This window comes from Pseudarthrobacter niigatensis (genome assembly GCF_030812615.1).
Lineage (GTDB): Bacteria > Actinomycetota > Actinomycetes > Actinomycetales > Micrococcaceae > Arthrobacter > Arthrobacter niigatensis.
The window spans coordinates 245,599-268,108 of the sequence record NZ_JAUSTB010000003.1; the positions used below are offsets into that span (position 1 = coordinate 245,599).

Below are 22,510 nucleotides of genomic sequence, written 5' to 3' on the forward strand. Positions count from 1 at the left end.
TCCCGGCGGTTGCGGCAGCCGGGATTGCCCTAGCTGCCGCGGTAGGTGGAGTAGGCGAACGGGCTTAGGAGCAGCGGCACGTGGTAATGCTCGGGGCCGGTGACCTCGAAGACCAGGTCCACTTCCGGGAAGAACGTCTGCGTCTGCAGGCCCGCGTAATAGGCGCCGGTGGCGAAGTTCAGTTTGTAATGGCCAGGTTCCAGGCGCTCCGGCCCCAGGTCCTTGGCCCGGCCATCGGCGTCAGTGCTGGACGCTGCCAGCTCACGCCAGGTGCCGGCGTCGTTTCGGGAAAGGACGACGGCGACCCCCGCCGCCGGGCGTCCGGCACCGGTGTCGAGAATGTGGGTGGTCACGTGGGAGACGCTCATTCGCTGATCAGTCCTTCGAGCCGCAGTACGGCGATTTCGCGCAGCTGCTGGGCCACGATCCTGTCTTCTTCTTCCGCGGAGTTGGTGAGCCGCTGGTTCAGTGCCGCCAGGATGTCCTGGGCGCTGCGTCCGGCGGCCCGGATCAGGAACACGCGGCCGAACTTCTCCTCGTACTCCCGGTTCCCGCGCGCCAGGGCCTCGGCGACAGCAGCGTCGGCCGGGTCCACACCGGCCTGCTCCGAACGGGACATGGAGGCCTCGGTGCTGGCCGCCGTCGGGCGTTCCCCGATCCGGGGGTGGTGGGCCATGGCGGCTTCAACCTCTGGCGGGGTGAAGGGGCTGGCGGCCTCGGCGGCGAACTCCAGGAGCTCACTGCGGGCGGCGAAGGGCCGGGCTCCGGCCACCGCCTCCACCCAGCGGCTGACGTCGATGCAGGGCCGCAGGAGGGCCTGGGCGGAGGCCGTATCCGCGCTGTTGAATTCGGCAAGCTTCATGCTGGCAGTAATCCTTGGGGTGATGCTGGCATCCATGGTGACGGCTATGCGGACGCCGGAGAGTCCGACACCTGCTTGTGGCAATACTACCGGCAGGCTTCCGCATCATGGAACTGTTATTTCAGCATACGTAATATTCAAGGGCAGCTCCTGCGTGCTGTCAAGCAAAGGGTGTCCGGCTGCGATGTGACTGGCCAGCGCTTATCCCTGCGAGGACGTCCTGGACAGCACCCAGGTGTTGGTGCCGTCCTGCCGCTCGAAGGTCACTGTAGTCACCAGGGCTTCAATCAGCGCCAGGCCGCGTCCGGACTCGGCGTTGTCGTCCGGGGTGGAGGCCTCCATCGGGCCGAACGGCGGCTTCGCGTGGTAAGCGCTGACCCGTGCCTGCAGCAGCGCCGGCTGCACGGTGGTCTCCACCCCGAGCTCCACCTGCTGCTCACCGGCCGGCTCAGCGTGCTGGACGATGTTCGACGCTGACTCGATGACCGCCGTCGTGAACGTCATCTGGTCCATGTCGTCCACGAAGGGGACGTCCCGCCAGAGGCTGTCGAGGCCGTTGTGGACGGCTTCGATGGCGTCCTCGGCAGCCGGTCCGCGGAAGCTGCGCGAGGCCAGGACCTCAGTCATTGCTGAACGCTGCTTCGGCCGTGGGGTAGGCGGTCAGCACCTTGTCCATGCTGGTCAGTTTCAGCACCATGTTCACCTGCGGCTGCACGGCAGCGATCCGGAGGTCGCCCCCGGCCTGGCGCGCGGCCTTGAGGCAGCCGATCAGGGCGCCGAGGCCCGAGGAATCCATGAATGCTGTCTTCTCGAGGTTAACCACGACCCGGTTGGATCCGCCCGCGATCACATCCGTCACGAACTCGCGCAGCTTCGGCGCGGAGACCATGTTGAGCCGTCCGTCCGCCTTGACCTCCGCGTACGAGTCTTTGACCTCATAACTGAACTCCATCAGGATTCCTCTCTGTTTTCAGGTTCTGCGGCCGGTTCGTACCCCTTGTAGAGGACGGCGCGGACCAGGATGCTCATGACCACTAGGTCAAAGACCACCCAGACGACGTTGACCAGGGTGCCCAGAGGCTCGGCCAGCCCGGTGGCCAGGCGGACGATCCCGACGACGGCGGCGGCGGCCAGCAGGATGGACACCACGATCTGGGGCCGGATCAGGCTCCAGCTGGGTCCGCCGCTTTGGCGCGCCTTGGGGGTGACGGCAAACCCGAGGGGACGGCCGAACCAAACGTTGCGGGCCGCCGTCGTGCACGCCTTGATCCAGGTGGGGAACAGCGCAAGGCTGTACTGCTGCCCGCGCCAGGTGGGGATCCCGCGGCCGGCCACGGCGAACAGCAGCTGGTTAACCACCATGAACGGGATGAACCGGATGAAGAAGTCCCAGCTGAGGCTGCTGACCGGCAGGATGCCCAGGAGCAGGTAGATGATGGGGGCCGCGAAGTAAATGACCGCAGCGAAGCCGCTGAGATAGGTCCACATGGTGGCGAAGTACATCAGGCGCTGGCCGAGCTTGAGGCCCTTCTGCACCAGCGGGTTCTCCCGCAGCAGCACCTGGATGGTGCCCTGGGCCCAGCGGAGGCGCTGGGTCAGCATGGTGGCGATGTCCTCCGGCGCCAGGCCGTACGCCAGGATTTCGTGGTGGTAGACGCTCTCCCAGCCCATGGCGTGCATGCGCATCGCCGTGGCCATGTCCTCGGTGACCGAAATGGTGGCCAGCGGCATCACGGGCTGTGCCTCGTTGCTGCGTTCCACGGTCAGCGCATCCAGCACGGCCTGGACGGATTCCAGGGCACCGAGGGGTGACCAGTCGCGGGCCGACATCCGCTGCACGGCGTCGTCCGCCACCACCGGGACGCCGGACTCGCCCACATGGGCCAGTTCCATGGCAGCGATTTCCTCGAGGTCCGCCTGCAGGGCTGCGACGTCGGCCTGGACCAGGGTCTGCACGGCGGCGTCCACGCGGCGGCGGACCCGGTACGTGACCTCGCTGAGGGGCTGGCCTGCGTCCACTTGCTCCTGTGCTTCGCGGGTGGCGGCCTCCACCTCGTCCAGGACGTCCGCCACCAGGGGCGACTCCACGTCCGCCGACTTCCGGGCCTGCTTGATCGCTGCCCGGGAGGCGGCCAGCGCGCGCCGGATGCTCTTCTCGGTCTCCTTGACGTAGCCCACCAGGCCCAGCTGCATCAGCGCCTCGCGGCGCAGGATGGCGTTGGAGCCGCAGAAGAAGGCGGCGTTCCAGCCGTCCTTGCCCTGCTGGATGGGGCCGTAGAACAGCGGCGCCTGGCTGCCCAGGGGGTCGCTGTCCGGAACGTTGCTGAAGTACTGGGGTGTCTGGACCAGGGCCACCCGGCGGTTGTTGAAGTAGCCCAAAGTCTTTTCCAGGATGTCAGGCTCGGGGATCTGGTCCGCGTCCAGGATCAGCAGGAACTCACCGTGGGTGACCATGAGGGCGTTATTGAGGTTGCCCGCCTTGGCGTGCCGGGGCAGGTCCTTGGTCCAGTCCCCGCTCCGGGTGACGTAGCCCAGGCCATGCTGTTCGCACAGGGCCTTGAGCTCGGGCCGTGCGCCGTCGTCCAGGATCCAGGTGCTGTGCGGGTGCCGGATTTTCTGGGCCGCCAGTGCGGTGGTGAGGACCATGTCCAGGTCCTCGTTGTACGTGGTAATGAAGACGTCCACAGTGGCGTCATGGGGCGGATCGGGGGCGCCCTTGCGGATTTTCAGGTTCCACACCGTCATGCCGAAGAGCATGACGTCGATGAGGCTGTAGGTTTCGGCCGCCACCAGGGGGAGGGCGATCCACCAGGCGTCCCAGTTGAGCGAGGACATCCAGCGCCAGGCAATGTAGTTCAGGCCGGTCAGGACAGTCAGCACCACCACCAGGCGCGTCCAGAAGCGGGTCACGCGGCAACTCCGTGGGGGAGGCGGCGGACCACGACCACCGTGACGTCGTCCTCGGCGGTCTCTGCAGGAGCGAGGGCCAGGATGGAGTTCGTGGCTTCCTGCGCCGAACCTGCCGACTGCGTGGCCTGCCGCACGGCGTCGGTGAAGTCCTCGACCGACTCAAAGACGTCCAGCACGCCGTCACTGACCACCACCAGCGAGTCGCCCGGTGCCAGTTCCAGTTTGGCCTGCGGCCATTGCGTCCCCGGCCAGGCTCCCACCGGTGGTCCGCCCGAGGGGAGGCGGTCTGCCGGCCCGGCGGGCTGGACGTGCAGGGCCAGGCCGTGCCCGGCGTCGACGTAGCTGACGTTGCCGGACGCTGCGTCCAGGCGGGCGTGGAACAGGGTCACGAAGGAGTTGGAGGAGTCCAGGTCCGCGGCGATCGCCTTGCTGGCGGAGGCGAACCCGGCGTCGAGGTCCTGGCGCAGGCCGGTGGAACGCATGACGGCGCGGACAGTGGCCGCGATCAAAGCGGCGCCCATGCCCTTGCCCATCGCGTCAGCGAAGGTCAGGTGGAGCCCGTCAGGGGTCTGGTACCAGTCGTAGAAGTCGCCGCCCACGTTGCGGGAGGGCCGGAAGAGGCCTGCCACGTCGTAGCCGTCCACCCGGATGTCCTCTTTCGGCAGGAGGCTTTGCTGCACCTCCGTGGCGCGTTCCAGTTCGCCCCGGGCAGCGGACTCCGCGGCGGCGGAGGGCCGGCGCCGGAACAGGGCATTGATCCTGGACTGCAGTTCACGGGGGCTGAACGGCTTGCTGATGTATTCGTCGGCGCCGTTGTCCAGGCCGGTCAGCTTGTCCAGTTCGTCTGCCCGGGCGGTGAGCATCACGATGAACGCGTCCGAAAATTCGCGCAGGAGCTTGCACACCTCCAGCCCGTCAAGGTCCGGCAGGTTCAGGTCCAGCGTCACCAGGTCCGGCTTGCGGCGGCGGACTTCCTCCACGCCCGGCAGGCCGGCGCCCGCGTGGGTGACATCGAAGCCCTGCTTGACCAGGACACGGACCAGCAGTCCGCGGATGTCCGGATCATCTTCGATGACCACCGCACGGCGGGATTCGGAGGGAGAGACCATGCTCTACTTCTACCGTATTAAGGCGCACAGGGCATGTCTTAGGCTTCACAGTTTCCGGTGACGTCGCTGACAAGTGCATCGTGCGGGAACCACGCACACCCCGATCTTGCGGGAATCTTGGGGTCCGCTTGCCGGGACGTTGAGGAACGCCGGTCACACTCGACATAACGCAGCAGCTTTCCAGGAACCAGGGTACGACGACGACCGCGCGGAAGCTGACAAGGTTGCCGAAGGCGGGGAAGCCAATGGAACACGTAAAACAAAACGGAATGGACAAAGCCAGGGCTTTCCTGCGCGTCTTCTTCCACTCACGGAAGGTGCGGGCCGCTGCCAGGGAACTGGAGCAGGCCCTCGCCGAATCCCGGGAGGTCTCCAGTTGGCCCGGGGACCGGCTGCAGGTGGGGGAACACATGTCCAGGCAGGTGGAGAAACTCACGCATCGGCTCAAGCTGGAGACCGAGGCGCATGGCAGGCTGGAGGGCCTTTTAAAGACTGCGGGCCGAGGGCATTCCGTACCCGCCCTGTAGGTGCCACACTTAGCAGCAATCGATTGGCTGGGGATAGTCAGGAGATTGCTGTGAGTTTGTTTGTCGGTTGGTCGTACCTGATGGCTGGACTCATGACCATGGACGCGATGCTGCTGGCGTTGTGGGCCATGGAAGTCGATTGGCGAAAGTACTGGCGCCGGAAGTAGCGCTGTTATTCCAGTTGCAGCCGCATCAGCACCCGGGGGAAGCCGTTGAGCACCGAGGTGGTGTCCGCAGCCTTGGTGAAGCCAGCAGCCTCGAAGAGCTTGCGGGTACCCACGTATGCCATGGTGAGGTCCACCTTGTGGCCGCCGTTGTCCACGGGATAGCCCTCCACTACGGGAGCCCCGTAAGCGCGGGCCATGGCGACGGCACCGCCCAGCAGATGGTGTGAGATTCCCTTGCCGCGGTGGCCGGGCCGGACGCGGAGGCACCACACCGACCAGGCGTCCTGGTCGTCAACGTGGGGAATCCGCCTGTTGCGGGCGAAGCTGGTGTCCGCCCGAGGGTGCACCGCTGCCCACCCGACCGGTTCGCCGTCGTCGTACGCCACCACGCCTGGCGGCGGATCCTGCGTCACCAGCTCCCGGACCAGTTCCCCGCGCTCTTCGCCCCGCAATGACACGTTTTGCTTCGAGGGAATCCGGTAGCTCAGGCACCAGCAGACGGTGGCGTCGGGCCGTTTGGGGCCCACGAGGATCTTGACGTCCTCGAAGACCGTTGCGGGTCGCACCTCAATGGCCATGCTGCGATCCTAGCCGCCGCTGGCCGGGAACCGCCTGCCGGACTGATCTCCACCTGTTGGCTCCTGTTGCCCGTCACTACACTGGGACGCATGACCCAGCAGGAACCGGGCAGTGCTGCCGCGGATCCGGATACCGTTGCCGCCGCCCTGCGAACGCCGGCTGAGCGCTCCCGCACCTTCGCCGGAATCCTGGTCAACACGGCTTTGGCCAACATCACCACCAGCTACCTGTGGTTCGCGCTGACGTTCTGGCTGTACCTGGAGACGCGCAACGTGATTGCCACCGGTGTGGTGGGCGGCGCCTACATGCTGCTGATTGCCCTGTCCAGCATCAGCTTCGGCACGTTCGTGGACCGCTGCCGGAAGCTGGCCGTGATGCGGTTCGCCGCCGCCTTCACCTTGGTGATGTTCTTAGTGTCAGGGGTGATGTTCCTGCTCACTCCTGCCCCGTCCCTGCTGGACCTGGGGCAGCCGTGGTTCTGGATCTTTACGCTGATCATCCTGATCGGCGCCGTGGTGGAGAACATGCGGAACATCGCCCTGTCCACCACGGTGACCATCCTCATCGAGCCGGAGCGGCGGGCGAATGCCAACGGATTGGTGGGAATGGTGCAGGGGCTGATGTTCATCGTCACCTCCCTGCTGTCCGGGCTGTCCATCGGGTTGCTGGGCATGGGCTGGACCATCGCCGTCGCGCTGGTGCTCACGGCGCTGGCTGCGGCGCACCTGCTGACCCTTCGGATACCCGAGGAGGTACACGTGGCGGCATCGGACGCCCATGGCGGCTTCGACCTTCGGGGTTCGTTCACTGCCGTCCTGGCCATCTCGGGGCTGTTCGCGCTGATCGTGTTTTCCACGTTCAACAACTTCATCGGCGGCGTCTACATGGCGCTGATGGACCCCTACGGGCTGGAGATGTTTTCGGTGGAGATGTGGGGTGCCGTCTTCGCGGTTGGATCCACGGGATTCATCATCGGCGGCGCGCTGATTGGGAAATTCGGGCTCGGCGCCAACCCGTTGCGGACCCTGCTGGTTGCCGTGGCGGCCATGGGAGTGCTCGGCGCCGTGTTCACGCTGCGGGAGTGGCCATGGCTCTACATCCTGGGGATCTGGCTGTACCTGGTGCTGGTGCCATTCGTGGAGGCCGCTGAACAGACGGTCATCCAGCGGATGGTGCCGCTGGAACGGCAGGGACGCGTCTTTGGCTTCGCCATGGCCTTCGAGTCCGCCGCCGCTCCCGTCACGGCGTTCCTCATCGCCCCCATTGCCCAGTACTGGATCATCCCGTACGCCCGGTCCGCGGACGGTGCCGCGCTCCTGGCGCCACTCCTGGGCGAGGGCACCTCGCGCGGCATCGCCCTGGTATTCCTGGTGGCCGGGCTTATCATGATCCTGGCCGCCCTGCTCGCCTTCCTTTCCCCGGTCTACCGCCGGGTGTCGGCGTCGTATGCGCAGGCGGCAATGGAAACTGCGGATTAAGCCCGGACGCCCCAAGCACGCAAGGTGCTGGGGCGTCCGTGGAAATGCTGCGGGAAATGGTGGCGGGTTTAGATTCCCAGGGCTTCCTTGAGGCGGGCGACGTGGCCGTCGGCCTGCACCTGGTACTGGGCCAGGGTGACGTTTCCTTCAGGGTCCACCACAACGGTGGAGCGGACGATGCCCTCATGGATTTCGCCGTGGACCAGCTTTTCGCCCCAGGCGCCGTAGGCCAGGGCAACCGCGTGGTCGGGATCGGACAGGAGGGGGAAGGTGAGGGAGAAGTCACCGCTGAAGCCGGCCAGGGCTTCCTGGGCGTCCGGGGAGATGCCGACTACCTCGTAGCCCTTGCCCTGCAGGGAGGCCAGGCTGTCGCGGAAATCGCAGGCTTCGGTGGTGCAGCCGGGGGTTGCCGCCTTCGGGTAGAAGTAGACAATGACGTTCTTGCCACGGTAATCGGCCAGCGAGGTCTCGCGGCCCTGGGCGTCCCGGAGGGTGAAATCAGGAGCCGGGGTACCGGGCTGAAGCTTGGTGGTCAGGGTGGGGCTCATGGCGTTCCTTTGTAAGACTCGGTCAGTGATGGCCAAACATCAAGTGAAGCGGGTCACCGCTTACTGATACAAACCAGCGCGTCATATGCAGTATTCCGCCGGACCCCGAACGGCTGCGTGCGGGCCCGGCACAAACTGGTAGCCGCCGCCGCGGACGGTGGCCACGGCGTGGCGGGCATTGCCCAGTTTCTTGCGGATCCTGCCCACGTAGACGTCGATGGAACGGGCGGTGGCGCCGGGAAAATTCAGCGATTCCAGGAACTCCTGCAGTTCCTCGCGGCCTACCGTGCGGGACAGGTGCGTCACCAGGTAGCGCAGCACCTTGTATTCGACGCCGGTCAGCGCCACCGGGCTGCCGTCCAGCAGGACGGAGTCGGCGGCAAGGTCCACGGCGACCCGGCTGACGGGGCCGGCCGACGGCGGCAGGCGCGTGCCGCCGTCGGGCCCGGTTGCGCCGGGGTTCTCCGCTGCGGAAGGAGCGTGAGAGGAGTCGGCTGCGACTCCTTCCGTCCCGGCGGAGACCCCGGACATGGGGGCTCCGGCGGCAGGCCAATGGACTTCCGCCTCCGGAGCAGTTTCGAGGGCCCTGGCGAGGACCATTTGGGCGGCGTGGCGCAGGAGGTCCGGGGTGGTTCCTTCGGCCGGAACCACCCAGACGGCCAGCCCGTGGGCGGTGGCCCGTCGGGCCGGAACCGGCTGATGGACCCGATGCGGTACTGCCGTCCGGGGATGGTGTGCTTCCACTGCCATGGCGCGTCCCTAGACGCCGCCGCGGCGGATCAGCCTGCCCGTGGGGGTCTGGCCGTCCACTGCGGCGCCGCGGAGGAAGGTCTTGCGCACCACGCCGGACAGGGCCTTGCCGTCGTACGGGGTGATGGGGTTCTTGTGCTTGAGCTTGGACACGTCCACCACGAAGGCCTCGTCGGGGGCGAACACGGCAAAGTCGGCGTCATAGCCCAGCGCCAGCTGGCCCTTGTTGGTGAGCCGTGCGAGGTTGGCAGGCCGTTCCGCCATCCAGGACACCACCTGTTCCAGCGGGATGCCGCGGTGCCGCGCCTCCGTCCAGATCAGGGACAGGCCCAGCTGCAGGGAGGAGACGCCGCCCCAGGCCACGGCGAAGTCGCCGTTCTCGAGGTCTTTCAGGTCCAGCGTGGAGGGGGAGTGGTCCGAGACGATGCAGTCGATGGTGCCGTCCAGGAGGCCCTGCCACAGCAGCTCCCGGTTGGAGGCCTCGCGGATGGGCGGGCAGCACTTGTAGGCGGTGGCGCCGTCCGGGATTTCCTCCGCCATCAGGGTCAGGTAGTGCGGGCACGTTTCCACGGTGAGCTTGACGCCGTCGCGTTTTGCGCTGGCGATCATGGGCAGCGCATCCGACGACGACAGGTGCAGGATGTGGGCCCGGGCACCGGTCCAGCGGGCCCGCTCAATGACCTCGGCAATGGCCTTGTTCTCGGCGCCACGGGGGCGGGAGGCCAGGAAGGTTTCGTAGTGGTCCCCGCCCGGGTGCGGTGCCCGGTCGATGGCGTGCGAGTCCTCGGCGTGGACGATCATGAGCGAATCGAAGGACTTCAGCTCGGCCATGTCCTCCTCCATCTCGTCCGCCTCGAGGTGCGGGAACTCGTCCACGCCGGAGTGCAGGAGGAAGCACTTGAAGCCGAAGACGCCTTCGTCGTGCAGCGGACGGAGGTCGGCCTTGTTGCCGGGGATGGCGCCGCCCCAGAACCCGACGTCGATGAAGGCCTGGTCCTCGGCCACCTCGCGCTTTAGCTTAAGGTTTTCCACGGTGGTGGTGGGCGGTACGGAGTTCAGCGGCATGTCGATGATGGTGGTGACGCCGCCGGCTGCCGCGGCGCGGGTGGCTGAGGCAAAGCCCTCCCATTCGGTGCGGCCGGGCTCGTTGACGTGGACGTGGGTGTCCACCAGTCCCGGAAGCAGCGTCTCGTCGTCGGCCAGTTCGATGACCTCGGCGCCGGCCAGGCCGTTGCCCAGCGGCTCGATGGCCACGATCCTGCCGTTGCGCACCCCCACTTCGCGCGGGGCGATGCCGGCGGTGGTCAGGATGCGCCGGCCACGGATGACGAGGTCAAAGCGTTCTTCAGACACGGAGGTCCTCCTTGGTACTTGCGGTGGCAGGTCTGTTGGCCGCCAGCCCCGCACTGATCTGGGTGCCCAGCTGCTCCAGCAGCGGCCCTGCCTCTGCTATGCACCTGTCTACATCGGTTTCGAGCGCCGTCAAAGCATGGATGTCCTCGAACCCGGCAGCCGCGGCCTGGTCCTGGTCCAAGGTGGTCCGGCCGCAGACGGCGACGACGGGAACACCCTGGCCTGCCGCTGCCCGGGCCACACCCATCGGCGTTTTGCCCAGCAGGCTCTGTTCGTCCAGGCTGCCTTCGCCCGTGATCACCAGGTCGGCACCGGCCAGGCGGTCCGCCAGCCCCGTGAATTCAAGGACGACGTCGATGCCTGGCCGCCGCGTTGCGGCCAGGACGGCGATGGCGGCGTAGCCCACCCCGCCGGCTGCCCCGGCTCCTGGAGCCTCGGCGGCCTTGACGGCGCGGAATCCGATTTCCCTGGCCAGGACTTCGACGAACCTGGCCAGGGCGGCGTCGAGCATGCCGACGTCTTGTTGCGCGGCACCCTTTTGCGGACCAAACACCGCCGCGGCGCCCTGGGCACCGAGCAGCGGGTTGTCCACGTCGGACGCCAGCACAAAGCGGGTGTCCACCAGGCGGGGCTCGAAATCGGTGAAATCGATGCTGTGCAGGTTGGCCAGCGCAGCCCCGCCCTGGGAGAGTTCGTTGTTCCTGCTGTCCAGGAACCTGGCGCCGAGGCCCTGCAGGAGGCCCGCGCCGCCGTCGGTATTGGCACTGCCGCCCACACCGAGGATGATCCGGCGGCAGCCGGCGTCCAGCGCTGCGCGGATGAGCTGTCCGGTGCCCAGGCTGGTGGCCGTGGTGGCATCCGCCGAATCCGGTCGGCGTCCGTTCCGGACGCTTGGCACCAGGGCGAGCCCGGACGCCGTCGCCATCTCGATCACGGCCTCGTGGCCCCGGACCGCGAAGTCCGCCTCCACCGGTTGTCCGGTGGGGCCGGTGACCGTTGCCGTGCGGCGGGTGAAGCCGGAGCCGACGGCGGCGTCGAGGGTGCCCTCGCCGCCGTCGGCCACCGGAATCCGGACGATGTCCAGGTTTCCGCCGGCCCCGCGCTGCAGGCCCTTTTCCAGGTGGCTGCACACCTCCGGGGCTGACAGTGAACCCTTGAATTTGTCCGGGGCAATCACGATCCGCATGGTTAGGCCTGCAGGGCCAGGATGGCGGTGGGAGCGTCGGCGGCGGATTCCGCCTGTTCCTCGAACTCGTTCACGGCGTTGATTTCCACGCCCATGGAGATGTTGGTGACCTTTTCCAGGATCACCTCCACCACCACGGGAACCCGGAATTCGACCATCAGGGCCTTGGCCTTGTCGAACGCGGCGGCGAGGTCGCTGGGGTCCTCCACGCGGACGGCCTTGCAGCCGAGGCCTTCGGCCACCTTCAGGTGGTCCACGCCGTAGCCGCGGGTGTCCTCGGACAGGTGTGAGCTGTTGATGTTCTCGAACGCCAGGGACACGTTCTGCTCCATGTTGAAGCCGCGCTGCGACTGCCGGATCAGGCCCAGGTAGGAGTTGTTCACCACCACGTGGATGTACGGCAGGTTGAACTGCGCGCCCACGGCCAGTTCCTCGATCATGAACTGGAAATCGTAGTCGCCGGAGAGCGCCACCACCGTCTGGTCCGGGTTGGAGCGGGCGACGCCGAGGGCTGCCGGGGCGGTCCAGCCCAGGGGCCCTGCCTGGCCGGCGTTGATCCACTTGCGCGGACCGAAGACGTGCAGCATCTGCGCGCCGGCGATCTGGGACAGTCCGATGGTGGACACGTAGGTGGTGTCGCGGCCGAAGGACTTGTTCATCTCCTCGTAGACGCGCTGCGGCTTGATGGGGATGTTCTCGAAGTGGGTCTTGCGGTGCAGGGACGCCTTGCGTTCCTGGCACTCGGCAACCCAGGCGCTGTAGTCCGGCAGGGACCCGGCGGTTTTGCGCTCCTTGGCGAGCTCAACCAGCCCCGCCAGCGCCGCGCCGGCGTCGGACGCGATGCCCAGGTCAGGGGAGAACACGCGGCCGATCTGCGTGGGCTCGATGTCGATGTGCACGAACTTGCGGCCGGCGGTGTAGGTGTCCAGGCCGCCGGTGTGGCGGTTGGCCCAGCGGTTGCCGATGCCGATCACGAAGTCGGACTGCAGGTAGTTCTCGTTGCCATAGCGGTGGCTGGTCTGCAGGCCCACCATGCCGGCCATCAGCTGGTGGTCATCGGGAATGGTGCCCCAGCCCATCAGGGTGGGGATGACCGGAACGTTGAGGGTCTCGGCAAGCTCAACCAGTTGCGCGGAGGCGCCTGCGTTGATGATGCCGCCGCCGGCCACGATCAGCGGGTGCTTGGCGGCGAGGAGCATGTCCAGGGCCTTTTCCAGCTGTTTGCGGGATGCCTTGGGCTTCTCGACGGGAAGGGGCTCGTAGGTGTCGATATCGAATTCGATCTCGGTCATTTGCACGTCGATGGGCAAGTCCAGCAGCACGGGGCCCGGGCGGCCGGAACGCATCAGCTGGAAGGCCTTCTGGAAAGCGCCGGGAACCTGGCCGGGCTCCAGGATGGTCATGGCCATCTTGGTCACGGGCTTGGCGATGGACTCGATGTCCACGGCCTGGAAGTCTTCCTTGTGCAGCTTGGCCACCGGAGCCTGGCCGGTGATGCAGAGCATGGGGATGGAGTCGGCCCAGGCGGCGTAGAGACCGGTGACCATGTCTGTACCGGCGGGACCGGAGGTGCCGATGCAGATGCCGATATTGCCGTCCTTGGCGCGGCTGAAGCCGTCGGCCATGTGGCTGGCGCCCTCAACGTGGCGGGCCAGGGTGTGGCGGATGCCGCCGTGGGCGCGCATTGCTGAATAGAAGGGGTTGATGGCGGCGCCTGGCAGGCCGAACGCCTCGATGGCGCCTTCCTTTTCCAGGATGGCCACCGCTGCATCAACGGTACGCATCTTGCTCATGGGGGTGCTCCTTGAAAGCTTGGGAAGTCTGTTTTTGGGTGTGCTGAAGGAAGGCCCGGCGGTGGCGGGGCACTTTGGGAGTGTCGGCGTCGCAAATTACGACGGCGGCCGGCGTGTCCGTGTCAATGTGGCCCGTTTTCGGGGCGGCCGGCTGGGCGGCGTGAGGGTTACTTCCTGCCGCTGAGCTGGAGGACCTGCTTGAAGAGTCCGGAGTGGTCCAATGCGCCGTCGCCCTGGTTGACGGTGGCGGCGACGAGCTGGGCGGCCACGGCACCGAGCGGGATGGCGACATTGGCTTCCCGGGCAGCTGAGGTGACGATGCCCAGGTCCTTGTGGTGCAGGGCCAGGCGGAACCCGGGGTCGAAGTTGCGGTCCAGCATCTTCTGGCCCTTCTGGTCCAGGACCTTGGAGCCGGCCAGGCCGCCGCCGAGGACCTTGAGTGCGGCGTCGGTGTCCACGCCATAGGCCTCCAGGAAAGCGATGGCCTCGCCCAGGACCTCGATGTTGACGGCGACGATCAGCTGGTTTGCGGCCTTGACGGTCTGGCCGGAGCCGGATGGGCCCACATGGACGATGGTCTTGCCGACGGCGTTCAGGACGTCCTGGGCGTCGTCGAAGTCCTGTTTGTCGCCACCGACCATGATGGAGAGGGCGGCGTCGATGGCGCCCTGTTCGCCGCCGGAGACCGGGGCGTCGAGGGGGCGGATGCCGGCTTCCTTGGCGTCTGCGGCGAGGCGGACGGCGACGTCCGGGCGGATGCTGGAGGCGTCGATCCAGAGGGTGCCCTGCTTGGCGTTGGCGAAGACTCCGTCGGGGCCGCTGACAACACCCTCAACGTCGGGGGAGTCCGGCACCATGGTGATGACGACGTCGGCCTCTTTGACGGCGTCCGCGATGCTGGTGGCGCCCTGGCCGCCTTCGGAAACCAGCTTGTCGATCTTGTCCTGGCTGCGGTTGAAGCCGGTGACGGTGTGGCCGGCCTTGACCAGGTTGATGGCCATGGGCAGGCCCATGATTCCGAGTCCGATGACTGCAACGTTGCTCATGATGGTTCTCTTTCTGAAGTCTTGAGGTCTTGCGTGTGTGCGGCGGTGGCTAGCGGGCAACGTGTTCGCGGATGGCCCAGCTGAAGGCGGTTTCCTGCGGTTCCTTGTACTCGAGGCCGATGTAGCCCTGGTAGCCGAGTTCGCGGCTGCGGGAGATCCATTCGCCCAGGGGAAGGGTGCCCGTGCCCGGGGCGCCGCGGCCGGGGTTGTCGGCGATCTGGATGTGGCCGAAGTCCTTGGCGTGGTTTTCGATGACGGATTCGACGTCGTCGCCGTTGACGGCCAAGTGGTAGAAGTCGGCGAGCAGCTTGATGTTCCCGGCGCCGGTCTCTTCCTTGACGCGGGAGATGACGTCGAGTGCGTCGTTGGCGGTCAGGAGCGGGTATTTGGGTGCGCCGCTGACGGGTTCGAGCAGGACGGTGCCGCCGATGCGGGCGACCCCTTGGGCTGCCGCCGCCAGGTTCTTGACGGCGAGCTCGTCCTGTTCTTCGGGGGTGAAGTCGTCCTGCCGGTTGCCGTAGAGGGCATTGAAGGCCTTGCACCCAAGGCGTTCGCCGATGCCGGTGACGACGTCGATGTTGTCCTTGAACTCAGAGCAACGGCCCTTCCAGGAAACCAGGCCGCGGTCGCCGCCGGGCATGTTGCCGGCGTCGAAGTTCAGGCCCGTGAGCTGGACGCCGGCGTCCGTGATGGCGTTCTCGAACTTGGTGATTTCGCTGTCGGCCGGGACGGAGGACTCGAAAGGCCACCAGAACTCAACAGCGTCGAAGCCTGCAGCCTTGGCGGCGGCGGGGCGCTCGAGCAGGGGCAGCTCCGTGAGGAGGATGGAGCAGTTCACTGTGTACGTCATCGTAGGTCCTTCCGAGGAGGGGCTTTGATCTATCTTCCCTTGCTTCCGGCCTGGTTACCGTTTCCGCTTTGTGGAATTTAGATTCTGCTTTATGAAAAGTGTAGGGAAGTGAGGCAGGGGTAGTCAAGGGGAGTCGTGGGCAGGAGACTGGTAGCAGGTATGCCCGCCCACCGTGAAGGAACTGGAGCGAATATGACCGTTGCCCGCCTCCGGTTTCTGGCCTGGCTCCTGGCTCTGGCCGCCGTGGTCGCCGGCTGCACGCCGGCGGCGGCCCCTGGGCAGGCGATGCCCGGATCCGCGGCCCCTTCGTCCGGGGCGAGCGCCTCGGTGTCCGCCACGGCGGCCGGTTCCGCAAGCTCCGCGCCGGATGCGGCCGCCGCCGCCCCCGCTCCTCCGCAGGCGGCGGTCCCAGCGGTAGTACCTGACGTTACGCCGGCTCCCGCCCCCGCACCCCAGCCGTTCGCCCTCAACCTGTACCGGGAAGGCGACTTCGTCCCGCAGTACACATTCGACTGGTGCGTTGCAGCGAGCATCCAGATGGCGCACAACCTGATTGACGATACCGGCGGCGGCACTTGGGCCGACCGCACGCAGCAGAGTGAGCTGTGGGAGAGGGCCCGCGCCCACTCCTCAGACTCGTTCAACGGTGCCAATCCCTTTGGCTGGGCGCAGGTGCTGACGGAGGCTGGCATGGGGCCGTACGCGGTGGTGAGCGTCCCGGACTATGGGGAAGCGGTGCGGACGGCGGCGCGTGCCATCACGGAGACGGGCAGGCCGGTGGGCCTGGTGATGTGGAGCGGCCGCCACGCCTGGGTGATGAGCGGATTTGAATCGGTGGGCGACCCACGCCAGTTCCCCGATTTTTCAGTGACCGGCATCCGCGTCCTCGATCCGCTCTATCCCTACGGCAGTGGCCAGTGGGGCCCGTCGCCGGCACCCAATACCCTGCTGACTCCGGAGCAGCTGGCCACGCAGTTCGTGGTCCGTGAACCGCGGCGCTGGAGCAGTGGCCTGGCCACCGGCTACCTCCTGGTGCTTCCCACCGCGGCGTAGCCAGGCCGCCACCAAACCTGCCTGCCCTTCGATCCGGCCGCCCTTCGATCCGGCTGCCGCGATTCCCCGGAAACGCCAAACATCCCCGGCGCGGAAAACCGCGCCGGGGATGTTGGGAATCCGTGAGCTAGTGGGTCAGGTCCTTGCCCTTCGTTTCAGGAATCGTGAACACGAACGCTGCGCTGACCACCAGGAGCAGCACTGCGTAGATGTTGAACACCTGCGGCGCCCCGAGCGAGGATCCCAGCCACTGCTGCAGGTAGGGGGCGGTACCGCCAAACACGGCCACGCAGATGGAGTAGGGGACGCCGACGCCCACGGTGCGGATGGAGGTGGGGAACAGCTCGGCATACACGGCCGGAACAATGGCGGCGCTCGCGGCCACGAAGACCAGCATCACGGACATGCTCACGGCCAGCTGCCAGGCGGAATCCTTCAGCAGCCAGGTCATGGGGAAGTGCAGCACCGCTGATCCGATGGCTCCGGCCCAGAGGACCTTCTTGCGGCCGATCCGGTCCGAGAGCTTTCCCCACACCGGCAGGGCGGCGATAAAGACGATGTTGGCGATCACGCCGGCCCACAGTGCTTCGCCGCGGTCGATCTTCAGTGCCGTGGTGGCGTAGCTGGGCGCAACGACGCCCCAGATGTAGTAGATGACCGTCAGGCCCACGGTCAGTCCGATGACCTGCATGGCCTGCTTGCGGTAGCGGACAATCTGCGGCCAGATGGGAGCGCGCTTGGTAGTGACCGCCTCGTCCTGGAACGCCTCGGTCTCGTGCAGGCGCGACCGCATGATCAGCGCGTACAGGCCCATGGCGGCGCCGATCAGGAAGGGGATCCGCCAGCCCCAGGCGTTCATCGCCTGGGTGCTCAACGACATGTTCAGGACGGCGCCCAGCAATGTGCCGAACAGGATGCCCACGGTACCGGACGTGTAGATCAGGGTAGCCCAGAAGCCGCGGTGCTCCTTGGGTGCCATTTCGGACAGGTAGGTCTGCGACGACGGCAGCTCGCCGCCGTGCGCCAGGCCCTGCACCAGCCGGGCCACCAGCAGCATCAGCGAGGCGAACGCGCCGACACTGGCGAACGTGGGGGCGACGCCGATCATCAGGCTGCCGAGCGAGGCAAGGCCTACGGCGAACGTCATCGAGGTCTTCCGGCCCACCCGGTCGCCGATCCAGCCGAAGAGGAAGCCGCCGAAGGGCCGGGCCACGAAGCCGACGGCGAAGATCGCCAGGGTGGACAGTACGGCCGACGCCGGGTCCTCCTTGCTGAACAGCTGGCTGGCGATGAAGGGGGTGAAAGTGGCGTAGATGGCCCAGTCGTACCACTCAACGGCGTTGCCGATGCCGGTGCCGACGACGGTCTTGGCGGTGGACATGCGCCCCGCCCGGGGCTTGTTTACTGCAACGGACATGGTCTTCTTCCTGGTCATTTCGTTCTTGGATGGGGGCAGCAGCACTGCTGCCGGATAGGGGAGGGGCGCCTATGCGGCCCGGGAGAGCATGGCCAGCCGAGAGATGGCGAGTTCTGCGTAAAGTGCGGCGCCGTCCCCCAGCACGGCGTCGTCGAACGTTGCGTACGGTGAGTGGTTGAAGGGTGAAGCGGTGTGGTCGGCGCCCGGTGCAACGGCGCTGAGTCCCACGAAGGTGCCGGGCACCTCCGCCAGCACCCGGGAGAAGTCCTCGGAGCCGCTGAGCGGGGTGGCCCAGCGTGAGAGGCGGCGCTCGCCGAACAGTTCGGTGATCACTTTTTCGGCGGTGTGGGTTTCGTCTTCGCTGGTGATGGTGAGGGGATACTCCTGCAGGTAGTCGACGGCGACCTCCACGCCGTGCGCGGCTGCAATCCCCTTCAGCAGGCGGGGAATGGCGTCCATCATCTTCAGGCGGGATGCTTCCGAGAAGGTCCGGATGGTTGCTTCGATGCGGGCCGACTCCGGGATGATGTTCCGTTTGGTCCCCGCGTGCAGCACGCCCACGGACAGGACCACGGGATCGAACATGTTGAACTGGCGGGTGACCATGACCTGCAGGGCCGTCACCATCTCGGCAGCCACGGTGACGGGATCCTTGGCCGAGTGCGGAGCCGAACCATGGCCGCCGGCGCCGAGTACCGTGACTTCCAGCCCGTCCGAGGCGCTGAGCATGACGCCGGGCTTGGTGCAAAAGGTGCCGTGCGGCTCCAGTGAGGAGAACACGTGCATACCGTAGGCGGCCTGGACGCGGGGACCGGCGGCGTCCAGCACGCCTTCCCGGAGCATGTAGCTGGCACCATCGCACCCTTCCTCACCCGGCTGGAACATAAGGACGACGTCGCCCTGGAGCTGGTTCCTCTTCTCCGCCAGGAGGGTCGCGGCTCCGGCGAGCATGGAGGTGTGCAGGTCGTGGCCGCAGGCGTGCATGGCGCCGTCGGCCTGGGAGGTGAAGTCGACACCGGTCTTCTCCTGGACGGGCAGCCCGTCCATGTCGGCGCGGAGCAGCACGGCCGGCCGCTGCGCGCCGGCACCTGGATTGCCGCCACGCAGGACCGCGGTGACCGACGTCGTCTCTTTGCCGAGGGTGACCTCAAAGGGGAGCCCATCCAAGGCCTTAAGGACCTTCTCCTGGGTCCGCGGGAGGTGGAGGCCGATTTCCGGCTGCCTGTGCAGGTCGTGGCGCAGGCGTACCAGGTCATCCTGCAGGTCCTTGGCGTCCTCGGTAATGGGCATGTGTTACTCCTTGGCAATCGGCATCAGGGCTTGGGGACTATTCTGAAGTGGCATGGTTCACATTTGCGCAAAGCGCAGAAATTATTCGTCAACCGACAGGTTCAAGCACGATTTATACAGGGAGAGAAAGGTGCAGATGGAGCTCAGCGAGGACGACCTTGCCCTGATCCAGGTGCTGCAGGCATCCCCGAGAATCGCCTGGGCTGACGCTGCCAAGGTGCTGGACGTGCACGCCACCACCCTCGCGGCCCGATGGGACCGCCTGACGTCCCAGGGGGCGGCATGGGCGACAGCGCACCTGGCGGGCGACCCGAAGCAGATGCTCCTGGCCTATGTGGCCGTTGACTGCGAGATGAACCGGCGGGACAGTGTCACGGCGCAGCTTGCTGCGGTTCCGGAGATCGTCACTGTGGAGGAGGCTGCGAGCAACCGGGACCTGATGTTGACAGTCATTACCCGCTCGCTGGAGGAGTTCAGCGAGCGCGTGGTTTCACACCTGAAGACCATTGATGGGTTGACCAAGTACCAGGTGGCCCTGTGCACCCGGCTGCACAGCAGCGGGGACGACTGGCGGCTGAATGTCCTGAGCCGTTCCCAGCTGGCCACCCTTCGCACGCTCGGACCACCTGCAAGCCTCGAACCGGCGCGGATTGCGGGGCAGCTTCCGCAGAGCCACCTTGACCTGTTGCCGTTCCTGGCCCGCGACGGCCGTGCCACAGCTGCCCAGATTGCCCGCGCCCTTGGCCGCCATCCCGCCACCGTGCAGAGGCAGCTGAACCGGGTCCTGGCCAGCGGCATCCTGTCCTTCCGCTGCGAAATCGCCCAGAGGTACTCGTCGTTTCCGGTAACCTGCCAATGGTTCGTGAACGTCCCGGCGGGCCAGCACGAGGCAGCCGCCGCCGAGATCCGCAGCATCAGCAACGTGCGGCTGAGCGCTTCCACTACCGGCCCCACCAACTTCGTGATCATCATGTGGCTGCACACGCTGGCAGACGTCATGTCCGCCGAGTTGGCGCTGCAGCAGAAGGTGCCCGGCATAGAAATTGTCGAGAGTGCCGTGATGCTCAGGACGGTCAAGCGCGTGGGCTGGATGCTGAAGGAAGATACGACGGCGAGTGGCGCCGTCGTTCATGGTGGAAGCCTGGGCGCCGCAGAGTGAGTGTTGCGGACTACCGCTAACCGCCACCGCCCTGCGGTGCTGGTTCGGAACGCCTGCTCTTCCGCTCCAGAACGGCGAGGAAAAGCGCCCCGACCAGCCCCACAGCCAGTGCCAGCAGCACGATGGGTCCCGCTCCGCCTGCAGGGCCCAAAGTGGCGGCGAGGATTTCGCGCGACAGGACGGCCATCTCGGAGAAGTTGCCGAGGTATACGCGGGTCCCCAGGACGTAATTGACGCTGGTGAACAGGGTAGGAACCAGCCACAGCAGTGCAAGGTCTGCCGCCCACACCCACAGGCGGGCGGAAGGTTTGAAGCCGCACCAGGACAATGCGGCGCCCACAAGGACGGCAGGAAGCCAGTGCCACACGGTTGCCAGGAAAATTGGCATCCCGCCCGGGCTGGCCAGGAATGCGGCGGCAGCTGCCAGCCATGAAGCAAACGGCACCGCCATCAGGCCAACGCCCAAGGCCGCGACGGGACGGGACGGCGAGGCGAGCACCAGGAGGGCAACCACTCCGGCCGCTATCGCGGCTATGGTGCCGCCGAGCAGGCCGGCGATGTAGATGGAAGACCTTGGCTCCGGGTCCAGGCCGCTGCTGAGCACTGCGAACGACTGGACGGCAGCCCCGCCGTGGACCAGGAGCACACCGCCCACTGCACATGCAGCAGCGGCCCCGCGGCGGGCAGGCCTCAACGCGCGCAGGGCAAGCCCAGTGGCGGATGCACCCACGGTGAGCAGGGCAACGAGGGTAGTGCTGCGGTACTGGCTAAGCGGCAGGAGGGCAAGTGGCATATCGCGGGGCTGTGTTTCCGCTCCCCAGAGGTTCTGAACAGGAAGCTGTGCTCCTGTGATCAGCCAGGGTGCCAGCCCCAGGATTCCTCCAAGGACTCCCAGCAGGGCAGCAGTGGCCGCTTCCGCAGCAGGTGTCCGGCCGTACCGGCGTTCCCCTGAGCCGGCCACGCCAAGTCCTGTGTTTGCCAAGGAACGCCCTTTGATCGCAGGTAGGCCGCCGAATGGAAAGGCCAACGCAATAATACAGCGTATGGATTAAATGCCTGGGCTGAGTGCCCAACAAGGCCTGCCCTCCCCGACTCCCGGTCTCCTGCCGCAGACTGTCCTTATGACCTTCGCGAATATGGGAATGCTTGGAACGAAGCCCGGCCAGCGGGATGCCCTGGTGGCGATCCTGCTCCGGCCGAAACCCGGGATGAGGGAAGCCGGGTGCCTGCTCTATGAGGTGGGAGTCAATGCGGATATGCCGGATACCGTGTTCGTTTCCGAGCTGTGGGAGTCCGCTGAGGCGCACCAGGCGTCGCTGCAGCTGGACAGCACACGGGCCGCGATCGCCGAGGCGATGCCTCTCCTTTCCGGGCAGGCAGCAGCCCACCGGTTCACCGTGGTGGGGTCGCCGTTGCGGTGAGTGGATTGCAGTAATCGGGGTAAGGGAGGACACATGAAACCGTTGCCCGCACTTGAGCTTGTCACCCGCTTCGAGGAGGCCGAGTGGCTCGATCCACTGGCCAAGAGCGTCCGGAAAGTCGTCCTGAAGGTCATCAAGCCCCGGTGGGCCCGGGATGTCCTCCATGGCGTCCCCATTGGACACCCGGTTCACCCCCTTGCCGTCCAGGTGCCCATCGGCGCCTGGGTCTCCGCAGGCGTGCTCGATGCGGTACCGGGGGGTGAGAAGGCGGCCAGGCTGCTCATAGGAGTGGGCGCCGCCACCGTGATTCCGTCTGCGCTCGCCGGGTTTACCGACTGGTCCCAGCTGCACCCGCAGCAGCAGCGGGTCGGGTTGGTGCACGCCGCGGCAAACGTCACCGCCACTGGCCTCTACGTGGCGTCCCTCGTGCGGCGGGCAACCGGCGGAGTAGGCAGTGGCAAGGTGCTCGCGTACCTCGGGCTCGCGACGGTGGGCGCCGGGGGTTTCCTGGGCGGCCACCTCTCCTACCGCCAGGCGGCCGGAGTAAACCACAGCGAGGAAATTCCGCACCGTTTCCCCGCCGGCTGGCACCCCCTGGCACCCCTGGCGGAGCTGCCCGAGGGCGGCTTGCACAAGCGCGATGTCGCCGGCATCCCCCTGCTGGTCCACCGCGACGGCGGGACGGTCAACGTATTGTCCGACGTCTGCAGCCACCTTTCCGGGCCTCTTCACGAAGGAAAGATCAAAGACGACGGCGGGGACCCGTGCGTCGTCTGCCCGTGGCACCGGAGCACATTCTCGCTGCGCACCGGCGAGGTCAGGTCCGGCCCGGCAACTTCCCGGCAGCCGCTGTTCGAAACCCGGGTAACGGGGGATCTCGTCGAAGTATGCCTGCCCGGGGCGGACGGCTAGAGAGGCCGTTCGGCCCTACCGTCGACGGCGGACCGGCGTAAAACTGGGGGTATGGCGAGGCCCAGTGGAGTGGAATGGTCCGGCCATGCCCCGCCGCAGA

General features: G+C 66.8%; 23 protein-coding genes. 6 read left to right on the forward strand and 17 right to left on the reverse strand.

From position 1 onward, the window contains the following. Window positions 1-29: 29 nt before the first annotated feature. The 6 genes from uraH to J2T23_RS06375 all read right to left on the reverse strand — a co-directional run bounded on the left by uraH (window position 30) and on the right by J2T23_RS06375 (window position 4,881). Window positions 30-368, reverse strand: a complete 339-nt coding sequence (gene uraH / locus J2T23_RS06350) for a hydroxyisourate hydrolase (protein ID WP_141182570.1) — start codon at window positions 366-368, stop codon at window positions 30-32. After that, window positions 365-862, reverse strand: coding sequence for a 2-oxo-4-hydroxy-4-carboxy-5-ureidoimidazoline decarboxylase (gene uraD, locus J2T23_RS06355; RefSeq protein WP_307358166.1), 498 nt, complete (start codon window positions 860-862; stop codon window positions 365-367). Before uraD ends, uraH begins: the two co-directional genes overlap by 4 nt. A 201-nt stretch (window positions 863-1,063) precedes the next feature. Next, window positions 1,064-1,489, reverse strand: coding sequence for an ATP-binding protein (locus tag J2T23_RS06360; RefSeq protein ID WP_307358168.1), 426 nt, complete (start codon window positions 1,487-1,489; stop codon window positions 1,064-1,066). Next, window positions 1,482-1,814: an STAS domain-containing protein gene (locus J2T23_RS06365; protein ID WP_307358172.1), complete on the reverse strand. Its 333-nt coding sequence runs from the start codon at window positions 1,812-1,814 to the stop codon at window positions 1,482-1,484. The genes J2T23_RS06360 and J2T23_RS06365 overlap by 8 nt, the downstream gene beginning before the upstream one ends. Beyond that, a complete protein-coding gene (locus tag J2T23_RS06370) occupies window positions 1,814-3,772 on the reverse strand; it encodes a glycosyltransferase family 2 protein (RefSeq protein WP_307358175.1) in 1,959 nt (652 codons plus the stop codon). Before J2T23_RS06370 ends, J2T23_RS06365 begins: the two co-directional genes overlap by 1 nt. After that, window positions 3,769-4,881 carry a PP2C family protein-serine/threonine phosphatase gene (locus J2T23_RS06375; protein WP_307358179.1) on the reverse strand — a complete coding sequence of 371 codons (1,113 nt, stop codon included), beginning with the start codon at window positions 4,879-4,881 and terminating at the stop codon, window positions 3,769-3,771. The genes J2T23_RS06370 and J2T23_RS06375 overlap by 4 nt, the downstream gene beginning before the upstream one ends. A 245-nt stretch (window positions 4,882-5,126) precedes the next feature. Between J2T23_RS06375 and J2T23_RS06380 the strand changes: the two genes are divergently transcribed. Further along, window positions 5,127-5,408 (forward strand): hypothetical protein, encoded by a 282-nt coding sequence (locus tag J2T23_RS06380; protein ID WP_246839834.1) that lies wholly within the window; start codon window positions 5,127-5,129, stop codon window positions 5,406-5,408. Between the two features lie 172 nt (window positions 5,409-5,580). Here the strand turns inward: J2T23_RS06380 and J2T23_RS06385 are convergent, their stop codons facing one another. Continuing rightward, window positions 5,581-6,153, reverse strand: a complete 573-nt coding sequence (locus J2T23_RS06385; protein WP_307358183.1) for a GNAT family N-acetyltransferase — start codon at window positions 6,151-6,153, stop codon at window positions 5,581-5,583. 90 nt (window positions 6,154-6,243) lie between these two features. Here J2T23_RS06385 and J2T23_RS06390 point away from each other — a divergent pair, with 90 nt between their 5' ends. Then, window positions 6,244-7,632 carry an MFS transporter gene (locus J2T23_RS06390; RefSeq protein WP_307358186.1) on the forward strand — a complete coding sequence of 463 codons (1,389 nt, stop codon included), beginning with the start codon at window positions 6,244-6,246 and terminating at the stop codon, window positions 7,630-7,632. 68 nt (window positions 7,633-7,700) lie between these two features. On the opposite strand, the gene bcp is transcribed toward J2T23_RS06390, so the two are convergent. The 7 genes from bcp to J2T23_RS06425 form a co-directional block, all read right to left on the reverse strand. After that, complete coding sequence (gene bcp, locus J2T23_RS06395; RefSeq protein WP_141159194.1) at window positions 7,701-8,180, reverse strand: thioredoxin-dependent thiol peroxidase; 480 nt, start codon at window positions 8,178-8,180, stop codon at window positions 7,701-7,703. Between the two features lie 81 nt (window positions 8,181-8,261). Further along, complete coding sequence (locus tag J2T23_RS06400) at window positions 8,262-8,930, reverse strand: winged helix-turn-helix domain-containing protein (RefSeq protein WP_307358191.1); 669 nt, start codon at window positions 8,928-8,930, stop codon at window positions 8,262-8,264. A gap of 9 nt (window positions 8,931-8,939) precedes the next feature. Continuing rightward, the gene (gene allB, locus J2T23_RS06405) at window positions 8,940-10,283 is read right to left on the reverse strand and encodes an allantoinase AllB (protein ID WP_307358194.1); all 1,344 of its coding nucleotides are present in this window, start codon (window positions 10,281-10,283) and stop codon (window positions 8,940-8,942) included. Beyond that, window positions 10,276-11,469: a glycerate kinase gene (locus J2T23_RS06410; protein ID WP_141159197.1), complete on the reverse strand. Its 1,194-nt coding sequence runs from the start codon at window positions 11,467-11,469 to the stop codon at window positions 10,276-10,278. Before J2T23_RS06410 ends, allB begins: the two co-directional genes overlap by 8 nt. Before the next feature lie 2 nt (window positions 11,470-11,471). After that, window positions 11,472-13,262: a glyoxylate carboligase gene (gene gcl, locus J2T23_RS06415; RefSeq protein WP_307358197.1), complete on the reverse strand. Its 1,791-nt coding sequence runs from the start codon at window positions 13,260-13,262 to the stop codon at window positions 11,472-11,474. A 167-nt stretch (window positions 13,263-13,429) separates the two neighbouring features. Next, window positions 13,430-14,308 (reverse strand): 2-hydroxy-3-oxopropionate reductase, encoded by an 879-nt coding sequence (locus tag J2T23_RS06420; RefSeq protein ID WP_307358201.1) that lies wholly within the window; start codon window positions 14,306-14,308, stop codon window positions 13,430-13,432. A 49-nt stretch (window positions 14,309-14,357) separates the two neighbouring features. Further along, window positions 14,358-15,158, reverse strand: a complete 801-nt coding sequence (locus tag J2T23_RS06425) for a hydroxypyruvate isomerase family protein (protein ID WP_307358203.1) — start codon at window positions 15,156-15,158, stop codon at window positions 14,358-14,360. 192 nt (window positions 15,159-15,350) lie between these two features. Between J2T23_RS06425 and J2T23_RS06430 the strand changes: the two genes are divergently transcribed. After that, a complete protein-coding gene (locus tag J2T23_RS06430) occupies window positions 15,351-16,211 on the forward strand; it encodes a hypothetical protein (RefSeq protein ID WP_307358207.1) in 861 nt (286 codons plus the stop codon). 127 nt (window positions 16,212-16,338) lie between these two features. Here J2T23_RS06430 and J2T23_RS06435 read toward each other — a convergent pair whose 3' ends face one another. Both J2T23_RS06435 and J2T23_RS06440 read right to left on the reverse strand, forming a co-directional pair. Next, window positions 16,339-17,628 (reverse strand): MFS transporter, encoded by a 1,290-nt coding sequence (locus J2T23_RS06435; RefSeq protein WP_307358208.1) that lies wholly within the window; start codon window positions 17,626-17,628, stop codon window positions 16,339-16,341. Window positions 17,629-17,697: 69 nt separating this feature from the next. Continuing rightward, window positions 17,698-18,918 carry a M20 metallopeptidase family protein gene (locus tag J2T23_RS06440; RefSeq protein WP_307358210.1) on the reverse strand — a complete coding sequence of 407 codons (1,221 nt, stop codon included), beginning with the start codon at window positions 18,916-18,918 and terminating at the stop codon, window positions 17,698-17,700. A gap of 136 nt (window positions 18,919-19,054) precedes the next feature. Between J2T23_RS06440 and J2T23_RS06445 the strand changes: the two genes are divergently transcribed. Beyond that, window positions 19,055-20,077, forward strand: a complete 1,023-nt coding sequence (locus tag J2T23_RS06445; protein WP_141159204.1) for an Lrp/AsnC family transcriptional regulator — start codon at window positions 19,055-19,057, stop codon at window positions 20,075-20,077. A 16-nt stretch (window positions 20,078-20,093) separates the two neighbouring features. Here the strand turns inward: J2T23_RS06445 and J2T23_RS06450 are convergent, their stop codons facing one another. Then, window positions 20,094-21,059 (reverse strand): hypothetical protein, encoded by a 966-nt coding sequence (locus J2T23_RS06450; RefSeq protein WP_307358211.1) that lies wholly within the window; start codon window positions 21,057-21,059, stop codon window positions 20,094-20,096. 139 nt (window positions 21,060-21,198) lie between these two features. Between J2T23_RS06450 and J2T23_RS06455 the strand changes: the two genes are divergently transcribed. Beyond that, window positions 21,199-21,498 carry a putative quinol monooxygenase gene (locus J2T23_RS06455; protein WP_307358212.1) on the forward strand — a complete coding sequence of 100 codons (300 nt, stop codon included), beginning with the start codon at window positions 21,199-21,201 and terminating at the stop codon, window positions 21,496-21,498. Between the two features lie 33 nt (window positions 21,499-21,531). Beyond that, window positions 21,532-22,410 (forward strand): Rieske (2Fe-2S) protein, encoded by an 879-nt coding sequence (locus J2T23_RS06460; protein WP_307358215.1) that lies wholly within the window; start codon window positions 21,532-21,534, stop codon window positions 22,408-22,410. The last annotated feature ends 100 nt before the right edge of the window (window positions 22,411-22,510 follow it).

Coding starts and splice junctions, on each gene's coding strand:
- J2T23_RS06460 (WP_307358215.1), top strand. CDS start 21,532: ATGAAACCGTTGCCCGCACTTGAGCTTGTCACCCGCTTCGAGGAGGCC.
- uraD (WP_307358166.1), bottom strand. CDS start 862: ATGAAGCTTGCCGAATTCAACAGCGCGGATACGGCCTCCGCCCAGGCC.
- J2T23_RS06420 (WP_307358201.1), bottom strand. CDS start 14,308: ATGAGCAACGTTGCAGTCATCGGACTCGGAATCATGGGCCTGCCCATG.
- J2T23_RS06390 (WP_307358186.1), top strand. CDS start 6,244: ATGACCCAGCAGGAACCGGGCAGTGCTGCCGCGGATCCGGATACCGTT.
- J2T23_RS06435 (WP_307358208.1), bottom strand. CDS start 17,628: ATGTCCGTTGCAGTAAACAAGCCCCGGGCGGGGCGCATGTCCACCGCC.
- J2T23_RS06410 (WP_141159197.1), bottom strand. CDS start 11,469: ATGCGGATCGTGATTGCCCCGGACAAATTCAAGGGTTCACTGTCAGCC.
- J2T23_RS06455 (WP_307358212.1), top strand. CDS start 21,199: ATGACCTTCGCGAATATGGGAATGCTTGGAACGAAGCCCGGCCAGCGG.
- uraH (WP_141182570.1), bottom strand. CDS start 368: ATGAGCGTCTCCCACGTGACCACCCACATTCTCGACACCGGTGCCGGA.
- J2T23_RS06440 (WP_307358210.1), bottom strand. CDS start 18,918: ATGCCCATTACCGAGGACGCCAAGGACCTGCAGGATGACCTGGTACGC.
- J2T23_RS06365 (WP_307358172.1), bottom strand. CDS start 1,814: ATGGAGTTCAGTTATGAGGTCAAAGACTCGTACGCGGAGGTCAAGGCG.
- J2T23_RS06375 (WP_307358179.1), bottom strand. CDS start 4,881: ATGGTCTCTCCCTCCGAATCCCGCCGTGCGGTGGTCATCGAAGATGAT.
- gcl (WP_307358197.1), bottom strand. CDS start 13,262: ATGAGCAAGATGCGTACCGTTGATGCAGCGGTGGCCATCCTGGAAAAG.
- J2T23_RS06425 (WP_307358203.1), bottom strand. CDS start 15,158: ATGACGTACACAGTGAACTGCTCCATCCTCCTCACGGAGCTGCCCCTG.
- bcp (WP_141159194.1), bottom strand. CDS start 8,180: ATGAGCCCCACCCTGACCACCAAGCTTCAGCCCGGTACCCCGGCTCCT.
- J2T23_RS06380 (WP_246839834.1), top strand. CDS start 5,127: ATGGAACACGTAAAACAAAACGGAATGGACAAAGCCAGGGCTTTCCTG.
- J2T23_RS06430 (WP_307358207.1), top strand. CDS start 15,351: ATGACCGTTGCCCGCCTCCGGTTTCTGGCCTGGCTCCTGGCTCTGGCC.
- J2T23_RS06400 (WP_307358191.1), bottom strand. CDS start 8,930: ATGGCAGTGGAAGCACACCATCCCCGGACGGCAGTACCGCATCGGGTC.
- J2T23_RS06385 (WP_307358183.1), bottom strand. CDS start 6,153: ATGGCCATTGAGGTGCGACCCGCAACGGTCTTCGAGGACGTCAAGATC.
- J2T23_RS06445 (WP_141159204.1), top strand. CDS start 19,055: ATGGAGCTCAGCGAGGACGACCTTGCCCTGATCCAGGTGCTGCAGGCA.
- J2T23_RS06360 (WP_307358168.1), bottom strand. CDS start 1,489: ATGACTGAGGTCCTGGCCTCGCGCAGCTTCCGCGGACCGGCTGCCGAG.